This window comes from Yersinia sp. IP36721, assembly GCF_003634395.1.
Classification (GTDB): domain Bacteria; phylum Pseudomonadota; class Gammaproteobacteria; order Enterobacterales; family Enterobacteriaceae; genus Yersinia; species Yersinia entomophaga.
Genome location: NZ_QCZL01000040.1, coordinates 1 through 21,575, shown reverse-complemented (window position 1 = coordinate 21,575; position 21,575 = coordinate 1). Strand labels below are relative to the sequence as shown.

Genomic DNA, 21,575 nt, shown 5'->3' with positions numbered 1-21,575 from the left:
GGTCGGCGAGAGAGGATTCGAACCTCCGACCCACTGGTCCCAAACCAGTTGCGCTACCAAGCTGCGCTACTCGCCGAATCGGGGCGCATCTTACTGCTACGCTCCTGGGGCGTCAATCACTTTTTAACAACCCTGCGCCGAGTGTTGATAAAATCACCGGCGCTGACTAAAAAGTGACTTACCTCCCCCTTTTCTACCTCTTTGATCAGGCGTTGGCTTCAACCTGACGCGGTGACTGCGCGCGTAGGAATGGCAACAGGAACAACGCGGACATACAGGCAGCAATAGAGATAACCACGAAGAAGCCGTTCCAGTGCCACACTTCCATGATGCGTGCAATCGGGTAGCCAGATAATGCGGCCCCCAGATAGGCAAACAGACCAACAAACCCGGTAGCCGCACCGGCAGCGTCTTTATGGGAGCATTCTGCCGCCGCCATACCGATTAGCATCTGTGGCCCGAAAATGAAGAAACCAATCGCGAAGAAGCAACCTGCCTGAAGTACATAGCTGATGCCCGGCATAATCCACAGGGACGCCACGGACAGGAAGATACCGATAGAGAAAATCAGGTTCATTGGCCCACGGTTACCGCGGAACCATTTATCAGAACCCCAACCGGCGACCAGAGAACCGATAAAACCGCCGACTTCAAACAATGAAATTGCCGAGTTTGCGGTCATCAGGGAATAACCTTTTTCCTGAGTCAGATACAGGTTACCCCAGTCATTAATCGCGGTACGCACGATATAAACCAGCACATAAGATACCGCCAGCAGCCAGATGTATTTGTTCGTCAATACATAGCGTTTCACGATTTCTTTGTTGGTCAGACCCAGACCTTCAGATTCCTGTACCAGTTCCATGGCGTCATTACGCCATTTACCAACGCTCGGCAGCCCCATGGTGCTTGGCTTATCACGCAGACGCCAGCACATCAGCAAACCAATCACGACGCCAATAATGCCAGGAATGATCATGCCGTAACGCCAACTGAAATGCAGAGAAATACCGCCCACCAGCAGTGGGATTAAAGCACCACCAAAGTTATGAGAAGTATTCCAGATCGCCCACCAGCCGCCGCGCTCAGAGCGGGAGTACCAGCTAGTCAGAATTTTGGAACACGGCGGCCAGCCCCAGCCCTGAAAGAAGGCGTTTAAAATCCATAGCGCGCCAAATAGCAGCAGGGAAGAACTCATACCAAATAGAATATTAATTATCCCCGTCATAATCAGGCCGATACCCATAAAGTAGCGCGGGTTGGAACGGTCACTGATCATGCCGGAAATAAATTTGGAACAGCCGTAGGTGATATAAAATAGCGTGCCTAAAATGCCGACGTCAGACATGGTCAGGCCTAAATCGCTGAGCATTGCTGGCATGATGAAGTTGAAACTTTTGCGGGTGAAGTAAAAGGCGGCATAGCCAATGTACATCGTCCACATCAACTGAATACGCCAATATTTGTAGGTCGCATCAATTTCTTTTTGATCCGTTACCGGCGGCACGTTATCGCGGCTTTTAAAGAAAGACCACATGTTGAACCTCAGACATTAATAAAAGTGTGGTCATCATGGCGCGCGCGCGTAGGAAAGAAACGGGGTACATTCCCACCGGCACCGAGAGTATTTCCTAGTTTTGCTTAGTTAGCGAAGGAACTGTGGGCAGGATCACACTCAAACAGGTACCGTTATCCACCTGAAATTTGAAGTGCCCGCCCAGCGCGCTAACCCGCTCCTGCATCCCACGTAAACCGTAGCCAGGCGTGAACTTCTCCAGATTCACCCCTTTTCCGTTATCGCGAATAGTCAGATGCACCTGCTGCTTAACCTGCCGGGCATCGACCTCGATGCGACTGGCTTCGCCGTGGCGATAAGCGTTCGTCACGCCTTCCTGACAGATGCGATACAAGGTGATTTTCAGGGTTTCATCCAATTGCCCATCGCTCAGTTGCCATTGCAATACGCCAACCACAGATTCATCCTGCGGAATAAGTTCGCGCATCAGCGCCGCCACCGCCGCAGAAAGCGGTAAATTGTTCAGCGCTGCTGGCCACAGCTGCTTCAGAACATCATGAACGCCGTCATAAACCCGCAGCGCCAGAGTCTCAATCACGTCAGAACAACTCACTACCGGTGCCTGATCCGTCAAGCGCCGGATGATGGTCGCCTGAGTGCGAATGACCGTAATACTTTGCCCTACTTCATCGTGCAGCTCGCGCGCGACTTCCCGCCGGGTTCTTTCTTCGGCAATCACTAAGTCTCTGGCTAATCGGCGATTTTCACTCAGACGCGCAGAAAGTTGCTGATTCAGTTCCCGCTGACGTTGAATGCCCGCCCCCAACAATAAGCCAGTCAGACTTTGTGCCAACAGAGAAAGCAATAAATCCCGATGAGAATCAAGCTGGGCGGGTTCATTAACCATCAGCGCGACACCGTTTAGCAAGGTCGCCACTAATGCCCCCTGCCAGCCATAGCGATAGGACATAAACACAATGGGGATAGCCAGACAAAATGGTGCAAAACGCCTTAATTCCGCTTCGCTTACCTGATGTTGCAGCCAGATACTCAGAGCAAACAGCAGCAAATACCACACCAGATGGCGCAAACGCAGGTTAATAGGCTTGTGAATCAGCCCCGGCTCCAGCGGCAGCCAGATTTGTCGCGCCAGATAGTGCCACAGCAACAGGCAGGTGGGCGCTATGGTAAATCCTCCCGCCAGCCCCAAAAGTAGCGCCATCGCGCCCTGCGCGGTGGAAAGCTGCCATATCAATGCCTGAATCAACGCGGCGATAGCAACCACCGAACCTTGCATCAACGGCCACTGCCACTCGCTATCGCTCTGCTGGTGCCGCAATAGCCAAGGGGAGGCAAACACTGCCAGCAACGTGGTAAACAGCAATACGGGTAAGGCAGTCCACAGTAATATCAGGCTATCGAATTGATCTGCCAGCAACCATAACAGCAAAGTGTCGGCCAATAAGATTCCCGGCCAGTAACCGCGCGGGCTTTGCAGTAAAATGCCTAAACGCAGCCCGAAGGGGAAGAGCAATAATGCCTGTAATGGCTGTTCGACCAGCAGCGTCCCAATGCTCCACAGACAAAATGCAGCGGTGAAATAGATAAAAAACAACGCTAACAGCGTAATCAGGCGCTGCATCATAAATTCAAAACTCGCTTCGCTAATTCAACGTTATTACTGACACCTAATTTGGCGAACAGATTAGCCCGATGCACATGTACGGTTTTAGGGGATAAACCCAAAGATTCGGCAATTTCCCTCACTTCCATCCCCTGAGCCAGTAAAATAGCCACTTCTCGTTCACGGCGTGTCAGCGGATCGACCGCGACTTGCACCAGCCGCTGGGCAATTTCCGGCATCAGATAAACGCCACCGCCGCCCACGGTGCGTACCGCCGTAATCAGGTCATCCGGCTTGCAGCGCTTGGACAAAAAGCCCTTGGCACCGCGTTCTAGCGCCATTTCAACCAGCGCCGGACTGTCGTGCATCGACAGCATGATCACGCCGATACCGGAGGGAATGTCTTTCAACAAATCCAAACCGCTTTGATCTGGCATGGAAATATCACAAATACAAATATGCGGATTCAGCCCCGGCAAACCTGCGCGCGCCTGCTCTGCCGAACTAAATTCCCCAACCACCTGGATGTCGTCCTCCATGGATAACAGCTGCACAAAGCCCGATCGCACAATGTCATGATCGTCAATAAACGCCACGCGATAAGTCATGGAGGTCTCCAGTTACTGGGGGAAATATGGCGAGGAGTATACAACAAGCGATGCTCAACTGCGGAAGGAAACAGGATTAACGCCGGATAGCATAACTAGCCGGCGTGGATGATTAATTAGCGCGACGAATTTTCTTCTCTGGCGCATGACACCAGTTATTTTTCTGCGCAATTCCCCCGTCTGGCGAGGTATAACCCAGACAACCCAATATGGAATCAAACAGCTCTTCATGACGATGTTGGGTTCCCAGGCGTTGTTGGGCCTGTAAATTCTCAAACGCATTTTGGTGCTGCGGTTCCGCCAGGAATTTATCGGAAGCCCACACCAACAGAGGAACACGGAATTGCTCTACAGGAGCCATTTCACGAGGAGTACCGTGGAAATGAGCGTTGGCGGCAATGGATTCGCCATGATCGGCGGCGTAAAATACCAACGCTTTTTTATCTCTTACCTGATCGATAACGTTAGCAATGAAAGTATCCGTATATAACACGCTATTATCAAAGGCATTGACCAATTGCTGACGAGTACAGGAATCGTCTACGCCCATACATTCCGGCGTGTAGCGAGCGTAACTGCGGGGATAACGTTGAGAATATAAATAATGAGAACCTTTGGTATGTAATACCACCAGATGCTTTCCATCCGGATAGCGGCCCAGTGACTCTTTCAGTTCATCTACTAACAACATGTCATCCACCGGTTTGCCGTCGTTGCGTTTCTCAGAGGCAATGATTTCACGGAATGAGTAATTATCCGCATTGGCATTATTGTAGAACCACACTTCGCTTTGCATCGCGAACAGTTCAGAGCTGAAGCCCAGTGATTTCAGCACGGAGAAAATATTCTGTTCCTTCAAAGTACGCTGCGGGTTATCTGCCGCCCCGCCTTCCCGAACAAACATGCAGCGCAGAGAAAGTTTTGTCGAGGTATCGCAAGACGTCCCCTTGAAAGCCACCAAATTCTTTTCTTTACTCAGGCGCGGCGTGGTATCACGCGGATAGCCCAAAATTCCCATATGATCCCAGCGGGTCGTTTCGCCAATAATAAAGACGACATAGGTTTGATCGATATCTGCGGGGGCAACATAGGTAAATTCTTTGGTGGGATCGAGTAACGTAGCTGCATCGTGGCTTTCGTCATATTGGGTGTAAGCATATAAACCCAAGGCAGCCAGCCAGTTAGACGGTAAGTAAGAGTGAGCCACCACGCCGCCATAACTCGGTAAATCTACCGTTTTTAGCTGTTCATCCAGTTTTTGCGCCTTATCCAGATAGCGTAAAGGCAACCAAACCAAAGCCACCGCGGCGACCAGTAATAACAATGGCTTAATACGCTGACCCGGCGTGCGACACTGCTCTAGCAACGTTAATCGCAAAGCGTTCTTCCAAATCAGCAGCAACGGTAAGACGCTGACCAACGCCATCCATAGAACGAAATGCAGACCAATGACCTCTTTCGAGAGGTCGATATCCGTCGTCATCACCGACACCACGATGCCGTAACCAATCACTACGTTGAAGAACGTCATGTAATAGCTGGCAGCAACGGAAATCAGCACTAACAGGCTGGCAGTAATGCGGTAAAACAAACGGCCACCCAGCGAAATCAGGCGCATCATAAAGAAGGTAAACAGAATAATAGCCACCACCTCAGTGACGGCGGAAAGCACCTTTATACCTTGAATACCCTGGGAAAATGAGTCGAATCTACGGTAAAAGACCGAAATATTCAGGAAAATACCAATATAGATAGCCAACAACAAAGACATGTTTTGCTGCGATAAAGACTTAACTCTGTCCATAAAAAATGGGATCCCGGGGGCAAACTATTTACAACTTGAATGTATCAGACAGTAATCATCACTGCTGGTTCCGTTTACAGGTGATAAGCACACTATTGATTTCACCAGCAATAAATATCTTATGGATTATCACGCGAGCAGACATGCGCCGGAACAAAGTTATGGCGAGAAAATCAGGAAAAAAACAGAGGAATGGCGAGAGAAAGGTAAATAAAAGAGGGGAATAGATAAATCACCCATAAAGGACATTTCGCCCTTTATGGATGCATAAAATCCAGACGAGCCTATTACTTCAGGTTCAGCGTCACGTCGATATTGCCGCGAGTGGCATTAGAGTAAGGGCACACAATGTGGGCTTTTTTCACCAACTCTTCCGCTACGCTGCGCTCAACGCCCGGCAGGCTGATATCCAGCTGGACTTCAATGCCGAAACCAGTAGGAATAGCGCCAATACCAACGGTTCCTTCGATTTGCGCATCATCAGGAATTTTCACTTTATCCTGAGCGGCGACAAACTTCAGCGCGCCAAGGAAGCAAGCAGAATAGCCAGCAGCAAACAGTTGCTCTGGGTTGGTGACTGCGCCGCCAGCGCCGCCCATTTCCTTTGGCACACCCAGTTTAACATCCAGTACGCCGTCAGAAGAGGTCGCACGGCCGTCACGGCCACCGGTAGCTTTGGCTTTCGCACGATAAACAACTTTCTCAATAGACATAATATTTTCCTTTTTAGGTAATCATTGGCCTAGTTTATGTTTCAAGAAATAACATTTAAATAAGTTACTATTAAATCGCACACTATTTAAATGGTTTTACAATAATAAGTGTAGAACAGATTGGAGCCATGTCATTGTGGCTCTCATCTATGGAAATCAGATTTCCTGCAACAACTTCTCTCGCAATGATTCAAGCTGTTGTTTTATATCTACTAATTTATCAAAATCACAGTCTGCAGCGCACATCACCGCTTCTGGAATACCCTGAGCCTGCTCGCGCAACGCACGACCTTGCTCGGTCAAACGGATGATCACCTGCCGCTCATCATTGGATGCGCGGGTGCGGATCAGCAGTTCTGCGTTTTCCATACGTTTTAACAATGGCGTGAGAGTCGCGGAATCCAAAAACAGCCGTTGTCCAATATCCGATACCGTCACTTCATCCCTTTCCCACAGCACCAGCATCACCAAATATTGCGGATAGGTCAGACCCAGCTTCCCCAACAGCTTACGATAAACTTTATGCAACGCCAGATTGGCGGAATACAGTGCAAAGCACATTTGCTGGTCAAGCAGTAACGGATTCTTCAACGTCAGGCGTCCAATTCAAAAACTATGGATTCAATATATATAGTGTGCGATGTAATCGCAAGCAATTTCAGCTCAAATAAAAAGCCCCCAGTAAATGGAGGCTTTCTGCGCTTACTTTACTTAGTTACTTAGCTGGCGCGTCTATTTTGGCATCAATGCGTTGCAGCATATACGGATAGAACGGATTTGATGAAATACGCATCAGAGAATCTAATCCCACTACCAGCACCGCTCGCTCCCCGCGCGCAGCAAAGGTGCCCAAGCTGATACCGTACTGATCCCGAGGTTCCGGATAGCGGCCATACAGCGAATCGCTCATTGGGAAAGGCAAAGCCACGTGAGACAGCGAGAAAATGTCCGGTGGATAAATCAATCCGGTCGGTACTGACGTTTCCGTGGTTTCACCGGCCAGAGTGGTTATGGCCAAAGTGTCGTTACTTTCCGGTGACACATTGGTAATTACCGTGGTGTTGTAGTTACGCGGCGGCGGCGGCAACAAACGAGCCAACGCGGTATAAGACGACGTGCGTAATAACGGGCCAAAGCTAGCGGCGCGGTTTAAATCAAACAGCACCACTTCACTGCCATTTTTTGGCAGGTGATTGTACAACGCGGTAACCACAGCGCGGGTACTAACGGTGGAATCCATCAGCGACTGGAAGGTCAGAATGGGCGGCAGACTTTCCAGTTTGTTATCTCGCGCATCGCGGGAAATCTGCTGTTGCAGCGCCGCCGTCAACAGGTAGGATTGTCGAGCCGCATTTACCGGGAACGAATTGTATTTAAACGGGTTAAACTCCGGCACTATGCCCAACCAGGACGCTTTTGCAAACGCGGGGAAAATAGCGGGCCAGCCAGCGATACCGGCAAAACGGGCAAAACTGGTGACGCCAATCATCGGTGAAATCAGGATCACTCGCTCAGGTTTCGCTAACTGCGGATCTTCCAGAGAATCCAACGCATACTTCATCGCCAGCGCGCCGCCGTTGGAAAAGCCCACAACATGCAGCGGCAACTCTTTTCCGCTCAATATCTTGGCTTCACGAACCGCCAAACGGGTAGCGGCCATCCAATCCTGCCAATCCACATCCGTCAACGCCGCAGGTACAGAACCATGAGCCGGCAAACGAATACCGACAGCCACGTAGCCTCGTTGACGATAATTTTCGGCAATATGACGTAGGCTGTATGGCGTATCGGTTAAACCGTGTAATAAAACCACAGCCCCTTTCGGCGTGCCTTCCGGATTCAATATATAAGAACGGTTCCAGTCATTGGCAAAATGCGGGGAATAAATAGGGCTACCGGAATAGTAACGGTTTAACGGCACCTCAACTCTGGGTTCCAGCTTGTCCGTCACATTAGCTTTAACTTCGGCAAAAACATTGTCTTCCGCTTTCAGATAATCCGCCCAGTTGGCTTTATCTATTTCTCCCGCCCGCATTTCATGGGGAACAAAGGTATGCCAAAGCTCAAGTTTAGGGCCTCTTTGCGTATCGTAAATTCGCACGGCCAATAGGGTAACGGCAATCACCACCACTACCAGTACAATTCGTTTAATCCACCGCGTAATAGCTCTGGTAGGCATGCGTCGCTACTCCCGACCTGTATTAGGAATCAATATAACATTGAGTTTATCACCATTCGGCAATCCCAGTATCTTAACCGGATTTCATTCGGCTAGAATAGAAGTTAACGTTGAATAAATAAGCAATTGATTAATTAAACGACTAAAACAACCTGCGCTATTTTCCACTAAGGTAAATAAAGACCCTAGTTAAAATTGAATCTCACAAATTCACTATATGGATAAAACATATGAATAGCCCTCAAACTGAGCCAACGACCAAATCAGGTAGCGGCTCGCGTCGTGATTATCTTCGCTTCCATCACACTCACGAGCATCTGTCCGGCCCCTTTGGCAACGGCTGGTTTGCGCTAAAAGCAGAGGCTTTCGCCCGATTTTTTGGCACTCCGCTTTTTCTGGGAGCACAAACGCTGATTGTTGTTCTGTGGATCGGTGCCAACGTTATGGGTTTCGCCAAATTTGATATCTATCCCTTTATCTTGCTGAATCTGGCGTTCAGCTTACAGGCCGCCTACGCTGCGCCGCTGATCCTGTTGGCTCAAACTCGTCAGGCTGAACGTGATAAAGCCAATGCCGAAGCTGACGCACAGCACCGGGAGGCGCTGGCTATCGCCAATGAGGAACGACAGAAAATGGCCGCGACCATGGCCGAACAAATGCTGGAATTATTGCGCCAAAATACCGAATTGACGAAGTTAACACATCAGCTGGCAGCGAAAATTAATGCGTCAACGGCGGGGAAATCAAAAGAGAGTTAAAACGAAAGTGAAGTAGTGAAGTAGTGAAGTAGTGAAGTAAAACAGGCTGCATCAAGCAGCCCGTTCATTCCTTTCCTCAACGTAGTTTAAGACTCGCTACGCTCTGTCAGGTCAACCGGTGTTGCCGACGCTTTTCGCGCCCAAATCCACCATGCCAGCGTCATTAATATGATCCAGCCTAATCCTACATACATCGCAATCCGAGTATCCGGGAAATAGCCCAACACCATAATAATAAAGCCCATAAACAGAATGGCCAGCATTGGTGCTACCGGCCAGAATGGCACCGGGAATGCCAGACGAGAGGCACTTTCCTTACTCATGGAGCGGCGCATGGCTACCTGCGAAATCAGGATCATCAGCCATACCCACACGGTGGCAAAAGTGGCGATAGAGGCAATAATCAGGAATACATTCTTCGGAATCAGATAGTTAAGAACCACACCGCACAGCAAAGCCACTGACATCACTAAAATCGTCATCCAGGGCACGCCATTACGCGTCAGGCGGCTAAAACATTTAGGTGCCAATCCTTCCTGAGACATACCAAACATCATACGCCCCGCGCCGTAAATATCGCTGTTGATCGCGGATATTGCGGCAGTGATCACCACCAAATTAAGGATATTTGCCGCAGAACTGATTCCCAGACTGCTGAAAATCTCAACAAAAGGGCTCCCATTCTGCCCAATGCTATTCCACGGATAAATCGCCATCAGCACTAATAACGTCAGAACGTAAAACAGCAAAATGCGCACCGGCACCGTGTTGATGGCCTTCGGAAGCACTTTTTCCGGATTCTTCGCTTCGCTGGCGGTAACCCCAATGATCTCAATACCACCAAAGGCAAACATCACGACGGCAAATGAAGCTATCACGCCACTGATGCCATTCGGCATAAAACCCTGATGCGACCACAAATTACTTAAGCCAGTGCTTTCATGCCCGGCACCAAAGCCAAACATCATAATGCCCAAACCTGCGGCGATCATGGCGATAATTGCGGTGACTTTCAGCAATGAAAGCCAAAATTCCATTTCGCCAAATACTTTAACACTGCACAAATTCAGCGCGCCGATAAAGAAGATAATGCTGAGCACCCACACCCACTGCGGCGCGTCTGGGAACCATAACCCCATATAGATACCGAACGCGGTAACGTCGGCCAGCGCCACGATGACCATCTCAAAAGTATAGGTCCAGCCGGTCAGAAAGCCTGCTAACGGCCCGAGGTAGCGACCGGCATAATGACCAAAAGAACCTGCCACCGGATCGTGCACCGCCATTTCACCCAACGCTCGCATCACCATGAAAACGGCTGCGCCACCAATTAAGTAAGCCAGTAACACCGCCGGGCCAGCCAGACGAATCGCCTCAGCCGAACCATAAAACAGCCCGGTACCAATGGCCGAACCTAACGCCATAAAGCGAATATGCCGCGCGCTAAGACCGCGTTTGAGCGTGGATGAATCATTTTTCATGGTGCATTCTCGCAATGTTTAAGCCCTTTCAGGCAGGGGTTCAGAGAGGGTGATACCAGTATTTGGAATCACCCATAAGATCTGTTTTTATTATTTTATGAAAGGCTTGGAAGCAATCCGGCAGGCATCAACGCATTTAAATGGCGCTGAGACAGCAGTTGACTGGCGGCTTCAATGTCGGGAGCGAAGAAGCGATCTTTATCATAATAGGCCACCTGTTCTCGGAGCAAATGGCGCGCAGATTCCAGCGTATCAGACGTTTTTAAGCCCTTACGTAGATCCAGCCCCTGACAGGCCGCCAGCCACTCAACCGCCAGAATCCCGCGCACATTTTCGGCCATTTCCCACAGGCGCTTACCGGCTCTCGGTGCCATAGAAACGTGGTCTTCCTGATTCGCAGAGGTCGGGATGCTATCCACGCTTGATGGAAAAGCCAGCCCTTTATTCTCACTGGTCAGCGCCGCGGCGGTCACCTGTGCAATCATAAAGCCGGAGTTAACGCCGCCGTTATCCACCAGGAACGGCGGTAACTGGGACATATGTTTATCCATCATTAACGAGATACGACGCTCAGACAAAGAACCTATCTCGGCCAGCGCCAGCGCCAAATTATCTGCCGCCATCGCCACCGGTTCCGCATGGAAGTTACCGCCAGATAGCACGTCGCCCTGTTCGGCAAAGACCAATGGGTTATCAGACACTGCGTTCGATTCAATCGCCAGAACTTCGGCAGCCTGACGCATTTGGGTCAGACACGCGCCCATAACCTGCGGCTGACAGCGCAGAGAATACGGGTCCTGCACTTTTTCGCAGTTTCTATGGGAATCAGAAACCTGGCTCTTTGTGCCGAGCAAGTGACGGTAAGCATGGGCGGCGTCAATTTGCCCTCTCTGACCACGTACCTCATGAATGCGAGCATCGAACGGACTACGCGAACCCAACGCCGCTTCAACCGTCAGACCGCCACATACCGTCGCGGCCGCATACAAATCTTCCGTTTCAAACAAGCCGCGCAGCGCATAAGCGGTAGAAACCTGAGTCCCATTGAGCAGCGCCAGCCCTTCTTTCGCCGCCAACGTCAGCGGTTTAAGACCGGCTTTTGCCAGCGCATCGGTGGCTGACAACCACGCCCCCTGATGACGAGCCTTGCCTTCACCCAACAACAGCAAACTCATATGCGCCAGAGGTGCCAAATCGCCTGAAGCGCCGACGGAACCTTTTAACGGAATATGGGGGTAAACCTCGGCATTAATCATCGCAATAAGCGCCTGAATCACTTCCAGACGAATACCGGAAAAACCGCGAGCCAGACTATTTACTTTCAAAACCATAATCAGGCGCACGATAGCGTCATCATTGGCTTCACCGACGCCAGCCGCGTGAGAGAGTACGATTGAGCGCTGTAAGTTTTCCAAATCTTCCGTCGCAATACGGGTTGAAGCTAGCAATCCAAAACCGGTGTTAATACCATAAGCGGTGCGTTTCTCGGCCAAAATGGCCTGCACGCAATCCACACTTTTCTGAATTGGCCCATAGGATTCATCATCCAGGATGATGCGTACCGGCTGCTGATAAATATGGCGCAGATCGGCCAGCGTCAACTGACCCGGACGCAGTGTCAGAGTTTTCATGCTTTTTTCCCTTGAGTGGCGGCAACCATCGGCAAGTTAAGCCCTTGTTGTTGCGCGCAATTGATCGCAATCTCGTATCCCGCATCGGCATGACGCATCACGCCGGTGGCCGGATCGTTATGAAGAACTCTGGCAATACGTTCTGCGGCCTCATCGCTTCCGTCGCATACAACGACCATGCCGGAATGCTGTGAGAAGCCCATGCCTACGCCGCCGCCGTGATGCAGAGAAACCCAGGTCGCGCCGCTGGCGGTGTTGAGTAATGCGTTAAGCAACGGCCAGTCAGAAACTGCATCGGAGCCGTCCTGCATCGCTTCAGTTTCCCGGTTCGGGCTGGCGACCGAGCCGGAATCCAGATGATCGCGGCCAATAACGATAGGGGCAGACAGCTCGCCACTGCGAACCATCTCATTGAAAGCCAGGCCTAATTTTGCCCGCTGACCTAAACCGACCCAGCAAATACGCGCCGGTAATCCTTGAAAACTAATACGTTCGCGCGCCATATCCAGCCAACGATGCAAATGCTCATCATCTGGAATCAGCTCTTTTACTTTGGCATCAGTTTTATAAATATCTTCCGCCTCTCCAGAGAGCGCAGCCCAGCGGAATGGCCCAATACCGCGACAGAATAATGGACGAATATAGGCAGGAACAAAGCCAGGGAAATCAAAAGCATTACTGACACCCATGTCTTTGGCCATTTGGCGTATATTGTTGCCGTAATCGAAAGTCGGGATACCCATTTTTTGGAAAGCCAGCATGGCTTCAACATGCTCGGCCATAGAGGTTTTAGCCGCGTTGACGACTAAAGTTGGTTCGCTTTGCGCGCGCTGACGGTACTCTTCCCAGCCCCAACCTTTCGGCAAATAACCATTAAGAGGGTCATGGGCGCTAGTTTGGTCAGTCACCATATCCGGGCGAACGCCACGGCGTACCAATTCCGGCAGAATTTCGGCGGCGTTACCGCACAAAGCAATAGAAACGGCTTCGCCAGCAGCGGTATATTTTTTGATTCGCGCTAACGCATCGTCTAAATCCGTTGCTTGCTCATCCACATAGCGCGTTTTTAAACGAAAATCGATGCGGCTTTGCTGGCACTCGATATTCAACGAGCAAGCGCCCGCCAGAGTGGCCGCCAGAGGCTGCGCGCCGCCCATCCCGCCTAAACCGGCGGTGAGAACCCAGCGCCCTTTTAGGCTACCGTTAAAATGTTGGCGGCCTGCTTCCACAAATGTCTCATAGGTGCCCTGTACGATGCCTTGACTACCGATATAGATCCAACTGCCTGCGGTCATCTGACCGTACATTGCCAGCCCTTTCGCATCCAGTTCGTTAAAGTGCTCCCAATTGGCCCAATGTGGCACCAGATTGGAATTGGCGATCAGCACTCGTGGCGCGTTGCTGTGAGTTTTAAACACACCAACGGGCTTACCGGACTGAATCAACAGCGTTTCGTCATCATTAAGCTGTTTCAGGCTTTCAACAATTTTGTCGTAACATTCCCAGTTACGAGCCGCTCGGCCAATTCCGCCATAAACCACTAATTCCTTAGGATTTTCAGCCACCTCAGGATCCAGGTTGTTCATTAGCATGCGCAGTGGCGCTTCGGTAAACCAGCTTTTGGCATTCAGTTGCGTACCACGCGGGGCGCGAATTTCACTATCACGAAATCTGTTTTCAGCAGTCACGGCAATTTCCTTCAACAGGGTTTCTGAGTGCCAATAGGCACTGCTCGCTTTGGATGTTTATTAACATATACTCGTACAGACAAGTATAAGCAAGCTAAGGAATAACAACTGACTTTTGAAGATAAATGACGGTGTGAAATTACAAAAACACTTTATAATCAATTAGTTATATTTGTATCAAAATTGATATATATCGGTTCAAAAGAATATTAGACGTGATATCACTAACAAAACCAGCATAAAATTGGTCTATTTTTGCGCACAGAATCACATATATTTCACACTTGGTTTACATAAATCACTACAACAATTAACGCAAATGATAATTATTCACGTTAAATGGCCATCCCATCGACAAGCTATTTAACATAATATTATTGGCAGTGAACAACCTTCGGCGGTAATTGGAATGACCATGATGCCATCGATTGTTGCGGATTTATGTCCAAAGAATGGCGCTGGCGAAGACCATCCGAATCGACCTTCAAAGCCTTATCTTGCTGGCTTTTCGGCCAGGGCTGCTGCATATTTTTTCTAGCAACATTGGCTATGGTATTTTCTCTTTGCGACAAGGTTCCGAGCAATCCGAGAAAACCCGGCGTTAAAGCGGCAGATTTCCCCTGATAGTGGTTAATCTGTGGCCCTTTATCACTCATGCTCAAAATCGCCTGAGCCGGACCAGCTAAAAAGTCTGATACATACTGCCACGCCAGCGCCTGCCGCTCATCGTAGCTCAGCCCTTTCCCATTCTGGTTCATTGGCTCCAATACCTGATCCTCCCACTGTTTCTGAACCCAGCATCCAGTACAGCGAATAGCATGAGCTAATAGAAAATCACCGTCGCTTTGATACAGCTTCCACACCGCCATTATTCCCAAATCCTGCGCATGATTACCGGCTCCTTTTTGCAGTTCGACATAACGTTGAAACAGCCGTTGCAGCGGATTACTCGTCGTTTCCTCCTGTTGCTGGAACAACCCTTCGGTCAAATTACGGCTATCCTGCGCAGTCTTGATACTTTCTTCAACCGCAAAACTTAATGCCTCTCGCCAAGCCTGCCATGCGCGGAGCGACACTTTGGTTGAAGCCGCTGCCGACCGAGGCTCCGGCATCAGCCACCGCTCGATACGCTGCTGCCATTGTTGCTTTATTTTGTGCAGATATCCCATGTTCGGTGATCGCGTAGTATATTGATCGAGAATGATTAAACGCCGGTGTTCTTGTAACCAAGGCTGGCTCTGCGCTTCGGAAATATCAGATAATTGCAGATTCATTTGTCTGGCAAATTCCATCGACGGACTACTACCCTGCCTGATACTTAACAAACGATCCTGCCACTCCTGCGCGCTCAATGGCGGAAAATCCTCATTAACCACGTTAAATAGAAGCTCTAGCCAGTTTTCCTGCCGAATAGATGGCCATTGCTGGCGAAAAGCGGTGAACGTTGTCAGTGCAATATCATCGCCAACCGCCTGTTCAACGGTTTCCAGCCAATCATTTACCTGCTGTACGCGGACTAACGTCCAAAGATCGGGAAAATCGTCCATAGACAAAGAATGGAGCCAGATGTTAACTGCAGGCTTTACCGAAGCATTAGATGCACTGGCCAGCAACCAGCGCCATTGGGGATCGCTTTCTACTAACCGAGCCAATAATTGCCGTAGCTGAGTTAACTCGCTTTTTTCCGGTTGTAATCGCCATTGAGCACGCTGCAAAGCTAATTGGATGTAAGGTAATAAAATAGGAGCGGCAACATCAGAAACTGGTTTTTTGACATAACGTAGCCGTTCAAAAGAATCGGCAAGATAATCGTGCTCGAAAAGGCTTTGTTTAACCAAAATATACTGAGCCAACGCCAGTATCATTTCACGCTGCCGTATTGGTGCTTCAGTGCGGAAGCGGTCATAATAGCGGCGAAATTCCTCTGTGATATTTCCCAAATCAGCAGGAGCGCTTTCCAATAGCGCTTTTTCAATAGTTCGATGCTGCCATTTCAATATGGGGATAAAAGGGAGATAACTCAGCGGCGAATCTTGCCAGCGCTCGTTGATCTGTAATTGAGTAACCAACGCATTTGGATCGAGGCTTTTTATTTTAAAAGTGATTAATGTCCAGCTCCGCCATCCCCAGAGAACCATTAATCCGAATAGCATGACTAATAATCCTATTCTGGCCTTTTTATGGCAAAATCCCCGCCATAGCGTAATAAAGATACGCAAAGCTAAAGACCGCTGAGCCCACATTCCCGCCCCGTGGAGGAGCGTTACTTTCTTAATCATAGGTCGAGCCTGTAAGCATCAAAAAAACTCAATCCACGAAATAACAGAGAAAAAAAGGAGTACAATAATAGATGCTGACCATCTCCTATTAATAACTCGATTTAATATCAACTTAATTATTGATTTTTTCCTGGAACACATCAGTTTATGGCTAATATCAACTAATTTGAGATAACAATACTCAGGCAAGCATTTTTCTTCATTGGCAATAGTTTTATCCAGGAAAATATCGTTGTCCTTGTTATATTTCCCATGAAATCCTAGCCGCAGGCAAAGTAAATAGACCATTCGAAGCTCATTTTCATTTTTATCAATTTTTTCTAGCTGGTTGAAAAAAACATCCCCACCGGTAGTGGTCTGAAATAATTGTGTTTGCAGCAAAATATCTTTCCATTGCTTAGCATAAGAGAGCGAGGAGGATAAAATAAACTCATCAAACCAAACCATGACAGCCAATAATGCCCGATCGCATTCAGAATCACTATAGCCCTGCGACTCCGCGGCTTTCGCCGCCCTTTCAAAAACCTCTGTGGTTTTTTCACGAACATACTGATAATTATGGTTAAAATCAGGCTGTTTTTCCAGAATCAAAGCGAAACGAAAAACATCTACATAACAGTCAATTAATGTCTTCATAATGCCACCGAGCACATAATCTCATTTTCCTGAGTTAATAGTGCGCTTAACAAATAAGGTATAATCCACTGCCTGTTAAAATACATGTTAATCCACTCCCTGCTTATCCTTGATTTATCCTGCTGAAAGCAGCCATAGCCAAATATCTCATAACGCAACGGGACTTATCTGATAGATTCACAAATAATATTAAAAGAGTACATCATTGCTAGATATTCGACAGATTAATTATCATTAAAATACATGTAAAAACATTAAGAACCGATTTAATACTTAATTATTTAACAAACTGAGCCGTAGCATAAAAAACTCATTACTCATTACTCATTACTCATTACTCATTACTCATTACTCATTACTCATTACTCATTACTCATTACTCATTACTCATTACTCATTACTCATTACTCATTATGAAGGTATGGCAACGTAACTCTTACAAAAAAAGGTTATTTAATTCATTAAGCGTGCCACTTTTAATTATTATATAGAACAATAATTTAATTTCTTTCTAACCGCTAAACCTCCAATTTATAGCTGAATCCTACTTACCGGATTAGACAGCGACCCGAATTGCTCCTGCCAGAAGAAAACAGAGAATGTGTTTTGGACGATTTTTTTGGATGGGTATTTGTAACTAAAAAATCACCATGAAATTCTATACACATTTGTGGCAGATTTAAGGGGGGCGCGGAACATCACAGACGTGAAGTGACAGTATCATAATGATATATGATGGTTTTCTAGACTGTTTTGGAGGTAACGGGAGAAATTGTGGCGATGGCGGGAATGTAGGTGTAGCGAGCGCTACGAGAATACGCTGGGTACATGACGGGCCAATCCATATTGGTTAACAGACGGTCACGGCGAATGGTATTCACCGCACCAAAGCGGAATCGAGCTGGGTCATATTTCTTATCCTTCAGTGAATTACCTAACAAGCTCAAGGCGCAGCAATGCGCGTATCGTCTAGAATCACTGCAGTAATATGTGTATGAAATTTGATTGAATGCCAAAAAAACGTCTTTTCATTGAGGAGATTAGCCTAGGCAGTTGTATAAGTGGCTTCACTTCTCTCATGATTCAGTGAACCAACTTGTTTCCTACCTCAATATAGTGATTGATTTGCTTAGCCAACATCCCCAAGGAACGAAACATGTTACGAGGTTTTGAAAAAAAGAAACGCTGAAAAGTTTAGATCGCGTACGCCAGTGCTACGAATCACAAGTTGAAGCCACCCAAACAGAGGTTAACAATCTCAATCTGCTACGTCAGAAATGCAGCAAGACCTTAATGGCTCATATTAAAATCTGTGTTAACGATCTGACAAATATGCCAAAAACATTCCACAAGTCATGGAATGAATTCAAATAGGCAATCTCTATATTCGACAATACTGAGGAAAAAATCGAAACCGAATATCGTAACACCCATATTGAACCAGAAAGAGTTAGATATTAATATTTGAACTCATCATGCACCAGCCTTCAAAGACTCTATTCTATTAATTAGTAATTCAATATCATCATAGATGAATTTAGAATAGAATATCCTTCTGGGATAATTCTTCAATTCTGCATGAGCCACGTTCTCAACTGGAGATGATATTTGCCACAAGATATTACCCTCACCAGACTCATCCCTGAAAGAAAAAACAGTGAAATCATCAAGAAAAGCACCAAAACTTACAGAGTAGCTTCTCGCTAAATCACTTAAATCGTTCTTTTCATCGTCATAAAAATCATCATCGGATATACACAACGCTTCATTTAACTTACAAAATATCGCCTCTTGAGATTCACCCCCAAAAATAGGTTGTAACCTTTCCTTTTTCATTATATCCATAAGACCGCCAACCAAGTAACCATCAAGATATATTAACTCTGACAATGCGCCTAAACTATTACCCTCAAACCATAATCTGGCATACCCCATAAATAATTTTGAATCAGAAATGTCATATTCAATTCCAACAGTCGATTTTGTTCCTATCATATTAGGCATACTCAACATCCCTTCATATTTCTTGCGTACTTAGGTACGTTTTTCTTATCTATGGCACGAGGGTTTCCGCGTATATCTACACCATCGGTTGAACCATTCCAATGGAAGGCACCTGAACCATCAGCAGCACTACTTTGGAACCTATGCCAATTAGCTTTCTTCCCCTCACCTACTTTTGTCCAACTTGTTTTAGGATCATTAGGATCTAGCTGGCTTTGTCTAAACAGCTCCTCATGATTCGAAGGCAATACACTTTTCGATGAATTTTGCCCAGAATAAACGGGACGGCTACAGCGATGGTCAGCCGGTGGATATTCCGCATGGGCGATGGGTGGATTTGCGGTTGGAGATGCCAGTGGGTGAAATCGAGGGTTCAGAATAGGCTCATATGATACGTAAAGGGCAACTTCAGCACCCTGCCGGAGAGCATCTATCACCGGCAGAACAATTTTATTTGTTGGCCGCCTAAAAAACAGGCAACACAATTTTTGCCGACACAGCAATGTTAATGCGACACAACCTTTTCATTGTCAGTTAATGTGAGCTCAAATTTGCGCTGATTGCGAGCCCGACCGTTTTCGATTGCAAGCCGTTACACCTAAGCATGATTCTTGGCTTCTTATCCCACCCCCAAAACTCGCTAGTCGCCATTGAATAAACCAATATATTTTAGCCCATTATACTGATCTTTAATTGGTCGTTTTATCACTAAGTTGGGATCTTGATACCAAAATATTGCATTAGCTTTTTTAATACCCAAATTATCACATTCACTTTTTACTAATGATAATTCATCCTGATCAACAGCAGCATCGAGTAGTATCTCATCTAAAGACACTTCTTGCTTATGTCTAGGTATCATGCCAATGAAGTCATCATCATACCATTGGATGCCGATGTCTTTGCAAAACGCACACTGCCTATAATTAGGGTTATTAAAGTCTCCCTCAACAGAATAATCCAACTCAAAGTATTCCATGTATTCCTCTTCTGAGGAGAAATTAGTTCCAATCCAAATGTGTACTTTATTTTCCATATTTAACACCTGCTTAGTTTCATGTGACCTTTATGATGTCTAGCTATTATCTTCTTAGCATCAGCTTTAGACGTTGCACCTTCTAAATCAGCAATTAACTTATTATGGAAATGTCTACCAGACCGGCTACCATGGTGCCCTCCATCCGGCACAGGAAGTCCTTTAGAATCAGTTACATTAGTGAATGTGATTCTATCCGTGTTTACAGCGTATTTTTTTAACTCCTCAGCGCTAAAACCTAACTCTTTGGCTTTAGCTGCTAACGAAACAGGGAATAATTCATGTTTTCCGCCGCTTCCCCTTAAGGCCGATGATACTGACGCTTTATTGTCTATAACATCTTGAACTGAATCAGCATTAAACCATTCGTTAAACTTACCTAATCCCCAAGGAGTCAACCCCGCGGATCCGTTCAAGTTAACAGAGCATTCACATACTTATAAATTCATTTCGTCCGCGAACAAGATAATGATTCGGGCGAAGCAGAGGGAATAGAAGACCGCTGTTCGAGATGCGAACTAATGTCAATATCACCATGATTTCATATCATTTATAGAGCTAACTTCTAAAAATTCGATACCATAATTCAATGCGCAATTCTTTAAAGAAGATACTAGTTCTCTATCAAACAATATAAAACTGTCCCCTGCTTCTGGCATGTAATGGTGATATATAAAAAAACCACAACCAAAACTTATTATTTTTTTTATAACATCACTTTCGTATCCATGATTGTTGGATAGATTTGAAATCAGAGGCTTTGCAGGTGGCGGGTCTAAACTAAGCGATTTTCTCATTTTTATTTCATTTTTCTTTTCAATTATTTGATATTTATCTAATTCCACACTTAAGTGCTCAATTTTTTCATTACTACCATATAGATAAGCACCTTTATTTTTGACATTTCCCACACTAATTAATTTCACATTTGTTGAATTATCTGCATTTTTATAGAAATACATATTAGGGAATGTATCATTAATGATTTTCAAAGAAGTACTAGTAGTAAATCCATAAGGCCCGTAGTTATTGATATCAACATCATATTGATAACACAAGCAATAAGCTATTGAGTCAAGATCAGAGCTTATTACTCTATTCCAATCAGGAACCGGAAATTTTATTAATCGCTCTTTGATTACCATGTAAATATAACCTCTTCGCCTTTAGTGTTAATTGAATGAATATGTCCGGAGTCATGGTGTTTAGGTATATTTGGCATGCCAGCGTCAGGATGTCCATCGGGATGTTCAAACCATTGGTTTTTTCCATTAGGATTCCGGCGACCTAATTTTTGAGCACCATCAGCTTTCATCTTTCCCCATTTATCCCCACGGCTAGTTGGATTTAAATCATTCAAGCTAATGTCTTGACCGCCGCGAGAAACCCTCGGAACTTGTGCATGATTTTGAGCTTGCCTTAAAGCATCATTTCGACTTTTAGCCTTTATGACTCTACAACTTGCCAAGCCCCAAGGGTCGATCCAACTCAGCGGATTCGGCGCATACTGATATAAATTCAGTCCGCCCAGTAACCCGATCGGGTCAGGCGTGATAAACCGACCGACTTCCGGTGCATAATAGCGGTAAGTATTGTAGTGTAACCCGGTTTCTTCATC

19 protein-coding genes, 1 tRNA gene and 1 pseudogene are annotated in these 21,575 nt (G+C 46.9%); 3 read left to right on the top strand and 18 right to left on the bottom strand.

Features of this window, described 5'->3' with window-relative positions; translation table 11 throughout:
* Nucleotides 1-2: 2 nt before the first annotated feature.
* The 8 genes from DBA33_RS19345 to DBA33_RS19310 all read right to left on the bottom strand — a co-directional run bounded on the left by DBA33_RS19345 (nucleotide 3) and on the right by DBA33_RS19310 (nucleotide 8,444).
* Nucleotides 3-76: transfer RNA gene (locus DBA33_RS19345), tRNA-Pro, on the bottom strand.
* Between the two features lie 129 nt (nucleotides 77-205).
* On the bottom strand, nucleotides 206-1,537 hold the full coding sequence (locus DBA33_RS19340; RefSeq protein ID WP_064515798.1) for an MFS transporter: 1,332 nt from the start codon (nucleotides 1,535-1,537) through the stop codon (nucleotides 206-208).
* Between the two features lie 94 nt (nucleotides 1,538-1,631).
* Nucleotides 1,632-3,161 (bottom strand): signal transduction histidine-protein kinase/phosphatase UhpB, encoded by a 1,530-nt coding sequence (gene uhpB / locus DBA33_RS19335; protein WP_064515799.1) that lies wholly within the window; start codon nucleotides 3,159-3,161, stop codon nucleotides 1,632-1,634.
* Nucleotides 3,158-3,748 (bottom strand): transcriptional regulator UhpA, encoded by a 591-nt coding sequence (gene uhpA / locus DBA33_RS19330; protein WP_064515803.1) that lies wholly within the window; start codon nucleotides 3,746-3,748, stop codon nucleotides 3,158-3,160. The genes uhpB and uhpA overlap by 4 nt, the downstream gene beginning before the upstream one ends.
* 112 nt (nucleotides 3,749-3,860) lie before the next feature.
* Nucleotides 3,861-5,552 carry a kdo(2)-lipid A phosphoethanolamine 7''-transferase gene (gene eptB / locus DBA33_RS19325; protein WP_120807017.1) on the bottom strand — a complete coding sequence of 564 codons (1,692 nt, stop codon included), beginning with the start codon at nucleotides 5,550-5,552 and terminating at the stop codon, nucleotides 3,861-3,863.
* Between the two features lie 287 nt (nucleotides 5,553-5,839).
* Nucleotides 5,840-6,265 carry an organic hydroperoxide resistance protein gene (locus DBA33_RS19320; RefSeq protein ID WP_064515808.1) on the bottom strand — a complete coding sequence of 142 codons (426 nt, stop codon included), beginning with the start codon at nucleotides 6,263-6,265 and terminating at the stop codon, nucleotides 5,840-5,842.
* A gap of 156 nt (nucleotides 6,266-6,421) precedes the next feature.
* The gene (locus tag DBA33_RS19315; protein WP_064515810.1) at nucleotides 6,422-6,826 is read right to left on the bottom strand and encodes a MarR family transcriptional regulator; all 405 of its coding nucleotides are present in this window, start codon (nucleotides 6,824-6,826) and stop codon (nucleotides 6,422-6,424) included.
* A gap of 154 nt (nucleotides 6,827-6,980) precedes the next feature.
* Nucleotides 6,981-8,444 carry an alpha/beta hydrolase gene (locus DBA33_RS19310; RefSeq protein WP_064515813.1) on the bottom strand — a complete coding sequence of 488 codons (1,464 nt, stop codon included), beginning with the start codon at nucleotides 8,442-8,444 and terminating at the stop codon, nucleotides 6,981-6,983.
* A gap of 230 nt (nucleotides 8,445-8,674) precedes the next feature.
* On the opposite strand from DBA33_RS19310, the gene DBA33_RS19305 reads away from it, so the two are divergent.
* The gene (locus DBA33_RS19305; protein WP_064515816.1) at nucleotides 8,675-9,202 is read left to right on the top strand and encodes a DUF1003 domain-containing protein; all 528 of its coding nucleotides are present in this window, start codon (nucleotides 8,675-8,677) and stop codon (nucleotides 9,200-9,202) included.
* Between the two features lie 86 nt (nucleotides 9,203-9,288).
* Here the strand turns inward: DBA33_RS19305 and DBA33_RS19300 are convergent, their stop codons facing one another.
* The 6 genes from DBA33_RS19300 to DBA33_RS19275 form a co-directional block, all read right to left on the bottom strand.
* Entirely contained in the window at nucleotides 9,289-10,683 is a 1,395-nt protein-coding gene (locus DBA33_RS19300; protein WP_064515819.1) for an amino acid permease, read from the bottom strand.
* 95 nt (nucleotides 10,684-10,778) lie between these two features.
* Entirely contained in the window at nucleotides 10,779-12,314 is a 1,536-nt protein-coding gene (hutH, locus tag DBA33_RS19295) for a histidine ammonia-lyase (RefSeq protein WP_064515822.1), read from the bottom strand.
* Nucleotides 12,311-14,002, bottom strand: a complete 1,692-nt coding sequence (gene hutU / locus DBA33_RS19290) for a urocanate hydratase (RefSeq protein WP_064515825.1) — start codon at nucleotides 14,000-14,002, stop codon at nucleotides 12,311-12,313. Before hutU ends, hutH begins: the two co-directional genes overlap by 4 nt.
* A gap of 374 nt (nucleotides 14,003-14,376) precedes the next feature.
* Nucleotides 14,377-16,281 carry a hypothetical protein gene (locus DBA33_RS19285; protein WP_162975247.1) on the bottom strand — a complete coding sequence of 635 codons (1,905 nt, stop codon included), beginning with the start codon at nucleotides 16,279-16,281 and terminating at the stop codon, nucleotides 14,377-14,379.
* 18 nt (nucleotides 16,282-16,299) lie between these two features.
* Nucleotides 16,300-16,917 (bottom strand): DotU family type IV/VI secretion system protein, encoded by a 618-nt coding sequence (locus DBA33_RS19280; RefSeq protein ID WP_064515829.1) that lies wholly within the window; start codon nucleotides 16,915-16,917, stop codon nucleotides 16,300-16,302.
* Between the two features lie 1,473 nt (nucleotides 16,918-18,390).
* Nucleotides 18,391-18,921 carry a hypothetical protein gene (locus DBA33_RS19275; RefSeq protein ID WP_120807014.1) on the bottom strand — a complete coding sequence of 177 codons (531 nt, stop codon included), beginning with the start codon at nucleotides 18,919-18,921 and terminating at the stop codon, nucleotides 18,391-18,393.
* 259 nt (nucleotides 18,922-19,180) lie between these two features.
* Between DBA33_RS19275 and DBA33_RS21190 the strand changes: the two genes are divergently transcribed.
* Nucleotides 19,181-19,303: a hypothetical protein gene (locus tag DBA33_RS21190; protein ID WP_256966713.1), complete on the top strand. Its 123-nt coding sequence runs from the start codon at nucleotides 19,181-19,183 to the stop codon at nucleotides 19,301-19,303.
* A gap of 3 nt (nucleotides 19,304-19,306) precedes the next feature.
* Nucleotides 19,307-19,390, top strand: a pseudogene (locus DBA33_RS19270) (IS6 family transposase); the annotation flags it as partial.
* Between the two features lie 171 nt (nucleotides 19,391-19,561).
* Here DBA33_RS19270 and DBA33_RS19265 read toward each other — a convergent pair.
* The 4 genes from DBA33_RS19265 to DBA33_RS21035 all read right to left on the bottom strand — a co-directional run.
* Entirely contained in the window at nucleotides 19,562-19,957 is a 396-nt protein-coding gene (locus DBA33_RS19265) for an immunity 22 family protein (protein ID WP_120807013.1), read from the bottom strand.
* Nucleotides 19,958-19,959: 2 nt separating this feature from the next.
* The gene (locus DBA33_RS19260) at nucleotides 19,960-20,355 is read right to left on the bottom strand and encodes a hypothetical protein (protein WP_120807012.1); all 396 of its coding nucleotides are present in this window, start codon (nucleotides 20,353-20,355) and stop codon (nucleotides 19,960-19,962) included.
* Nucleotides 20,356-20,487: 132 nt separating this feature from the next.
* Entirely contained in the window at nucleotides 20,488-21,102 is a 615-nt protein-coding gene (locus tag DBA33_RS19255; protein WP_064515839.1) for a hypothetical protein, read from the bottom strand.
* On the bottom strand, nucleotides 21,096-21,575 hold a 480-nt coding region (locus DBA33_RS21035; protein WP_240442728.1), incomplete at its 5' end, for an RHS repeat-associated core domain-containing protein. The genes DBA33_RS19255 and DBA33_RS21035, both read right to left, overlap by 7 nt.

Coding starts and splice junctions, on each gene's coding strand:
- DBA33_RS19340 (WP_064515798.1), bottom strand. CDS start 1,537: ATGTGGTCTTTCTTTAAAAGCCGCGATAACGTGCCGCCGGTAACGGAT.
- uhpB (WP_064515799.1), bottom strand. CDS start 3,161: ATGATGCAGCGCCTGATTACGCTGTTAGCGTTGTTTTTTATCTATTTC.
- uhpA (WP_064515803.1), bottom strand. CDS start 3,748: ATGACTTATCGCGTGGCGTTTATTGACGATCATGACATTGTGCGATCG.
- eptB (WP_120807017.1), bottom strand. CDS start 5,552: ATGGACAGAGTTAAGTCTTTATCGCAGCAAAACATGTCTTTGTTGTTG.
- DBA33_RS19320 (WP_064515808.1), bottom strand. CDS start 6,265: ATGTCTATTGAGAAAGTTGTTTATCGTGCGAAAGCCAAAGCTACCGGT.
- DBA33_RS19315 (WP_064515810.1), bottom strand. CDS start 6,826: ATGTGCTTTGCACTGTATTCCGCCAATCTGGCGTTGCATAAAGTTTAT.
- DBA33_RS19310 (WP_064515813.1), bottom strand. CDS start 8,444: ATGCCTACCAGAGCTATTACGCGGTGGATTAAACGAATTGTACTGGTA.
- DBA33_RS19305 (WP_064515816.1), top strand. CDS start 8,675: ATGAATAGCCCTCAAACTGAGCCAACGACCAAATCAGGTAGCGGCTCG.
- DBA33_RS19300 (WP_064515819.1), bottom strand. CDS start 10,683: ATGAAAAATGATTCATCCACGCTCAAACGCGGTCTTAGCGCGCGGCAT.
- hutH (WP_064515822.1), bottom strand. CDS start 12,314: ATGAAAACTCTGACACTGCGTCCGGGTCAGTTGACGCTGGCCGATCTG.
- DBA33_RS19285 (WP_162975247.1), bottom strand. CDS start 16,281: ATGATTAAGAAAGTAACGCTCCTCCACGGGGCGGGAATGTGGGCTCAG.
- DBA33_RS19280 (WP_064515829.1), bottom strand. CDS start 16,917: ATGAAGACATTAATTGACTGTTATGTAGATGTTTTTCGTTTCGCTTTG.
- DBA33_RS19275 (WP_120807014.1), bottom strand. CDS start 18,921: ATGCCTAATATGATAGGAACAAAATCGACTGTTGGAATTGAATATGAC.
- DBA33_RS21190 (WP_256966713.1), top strand. CDS start 19,181: ATGAATTTTGCCCAGAATAAACGGGACGGCTACAGCGATGGTCAGCCG.
- DBA33_RS19265 (WP_120807013.1), bottom strand. CDS start 19,957: ATGGAAAATAAAGTACACATTTGGATTGGAACTAATTTCTCCTCAGAA.
- DBA33_RS19255 (WP_064515839.1), bottom strand. CDS start 21,102: ATGGTAATCAAAGAGCGATTAATAAAATTTCCGGTTCCTGATTGGAAT.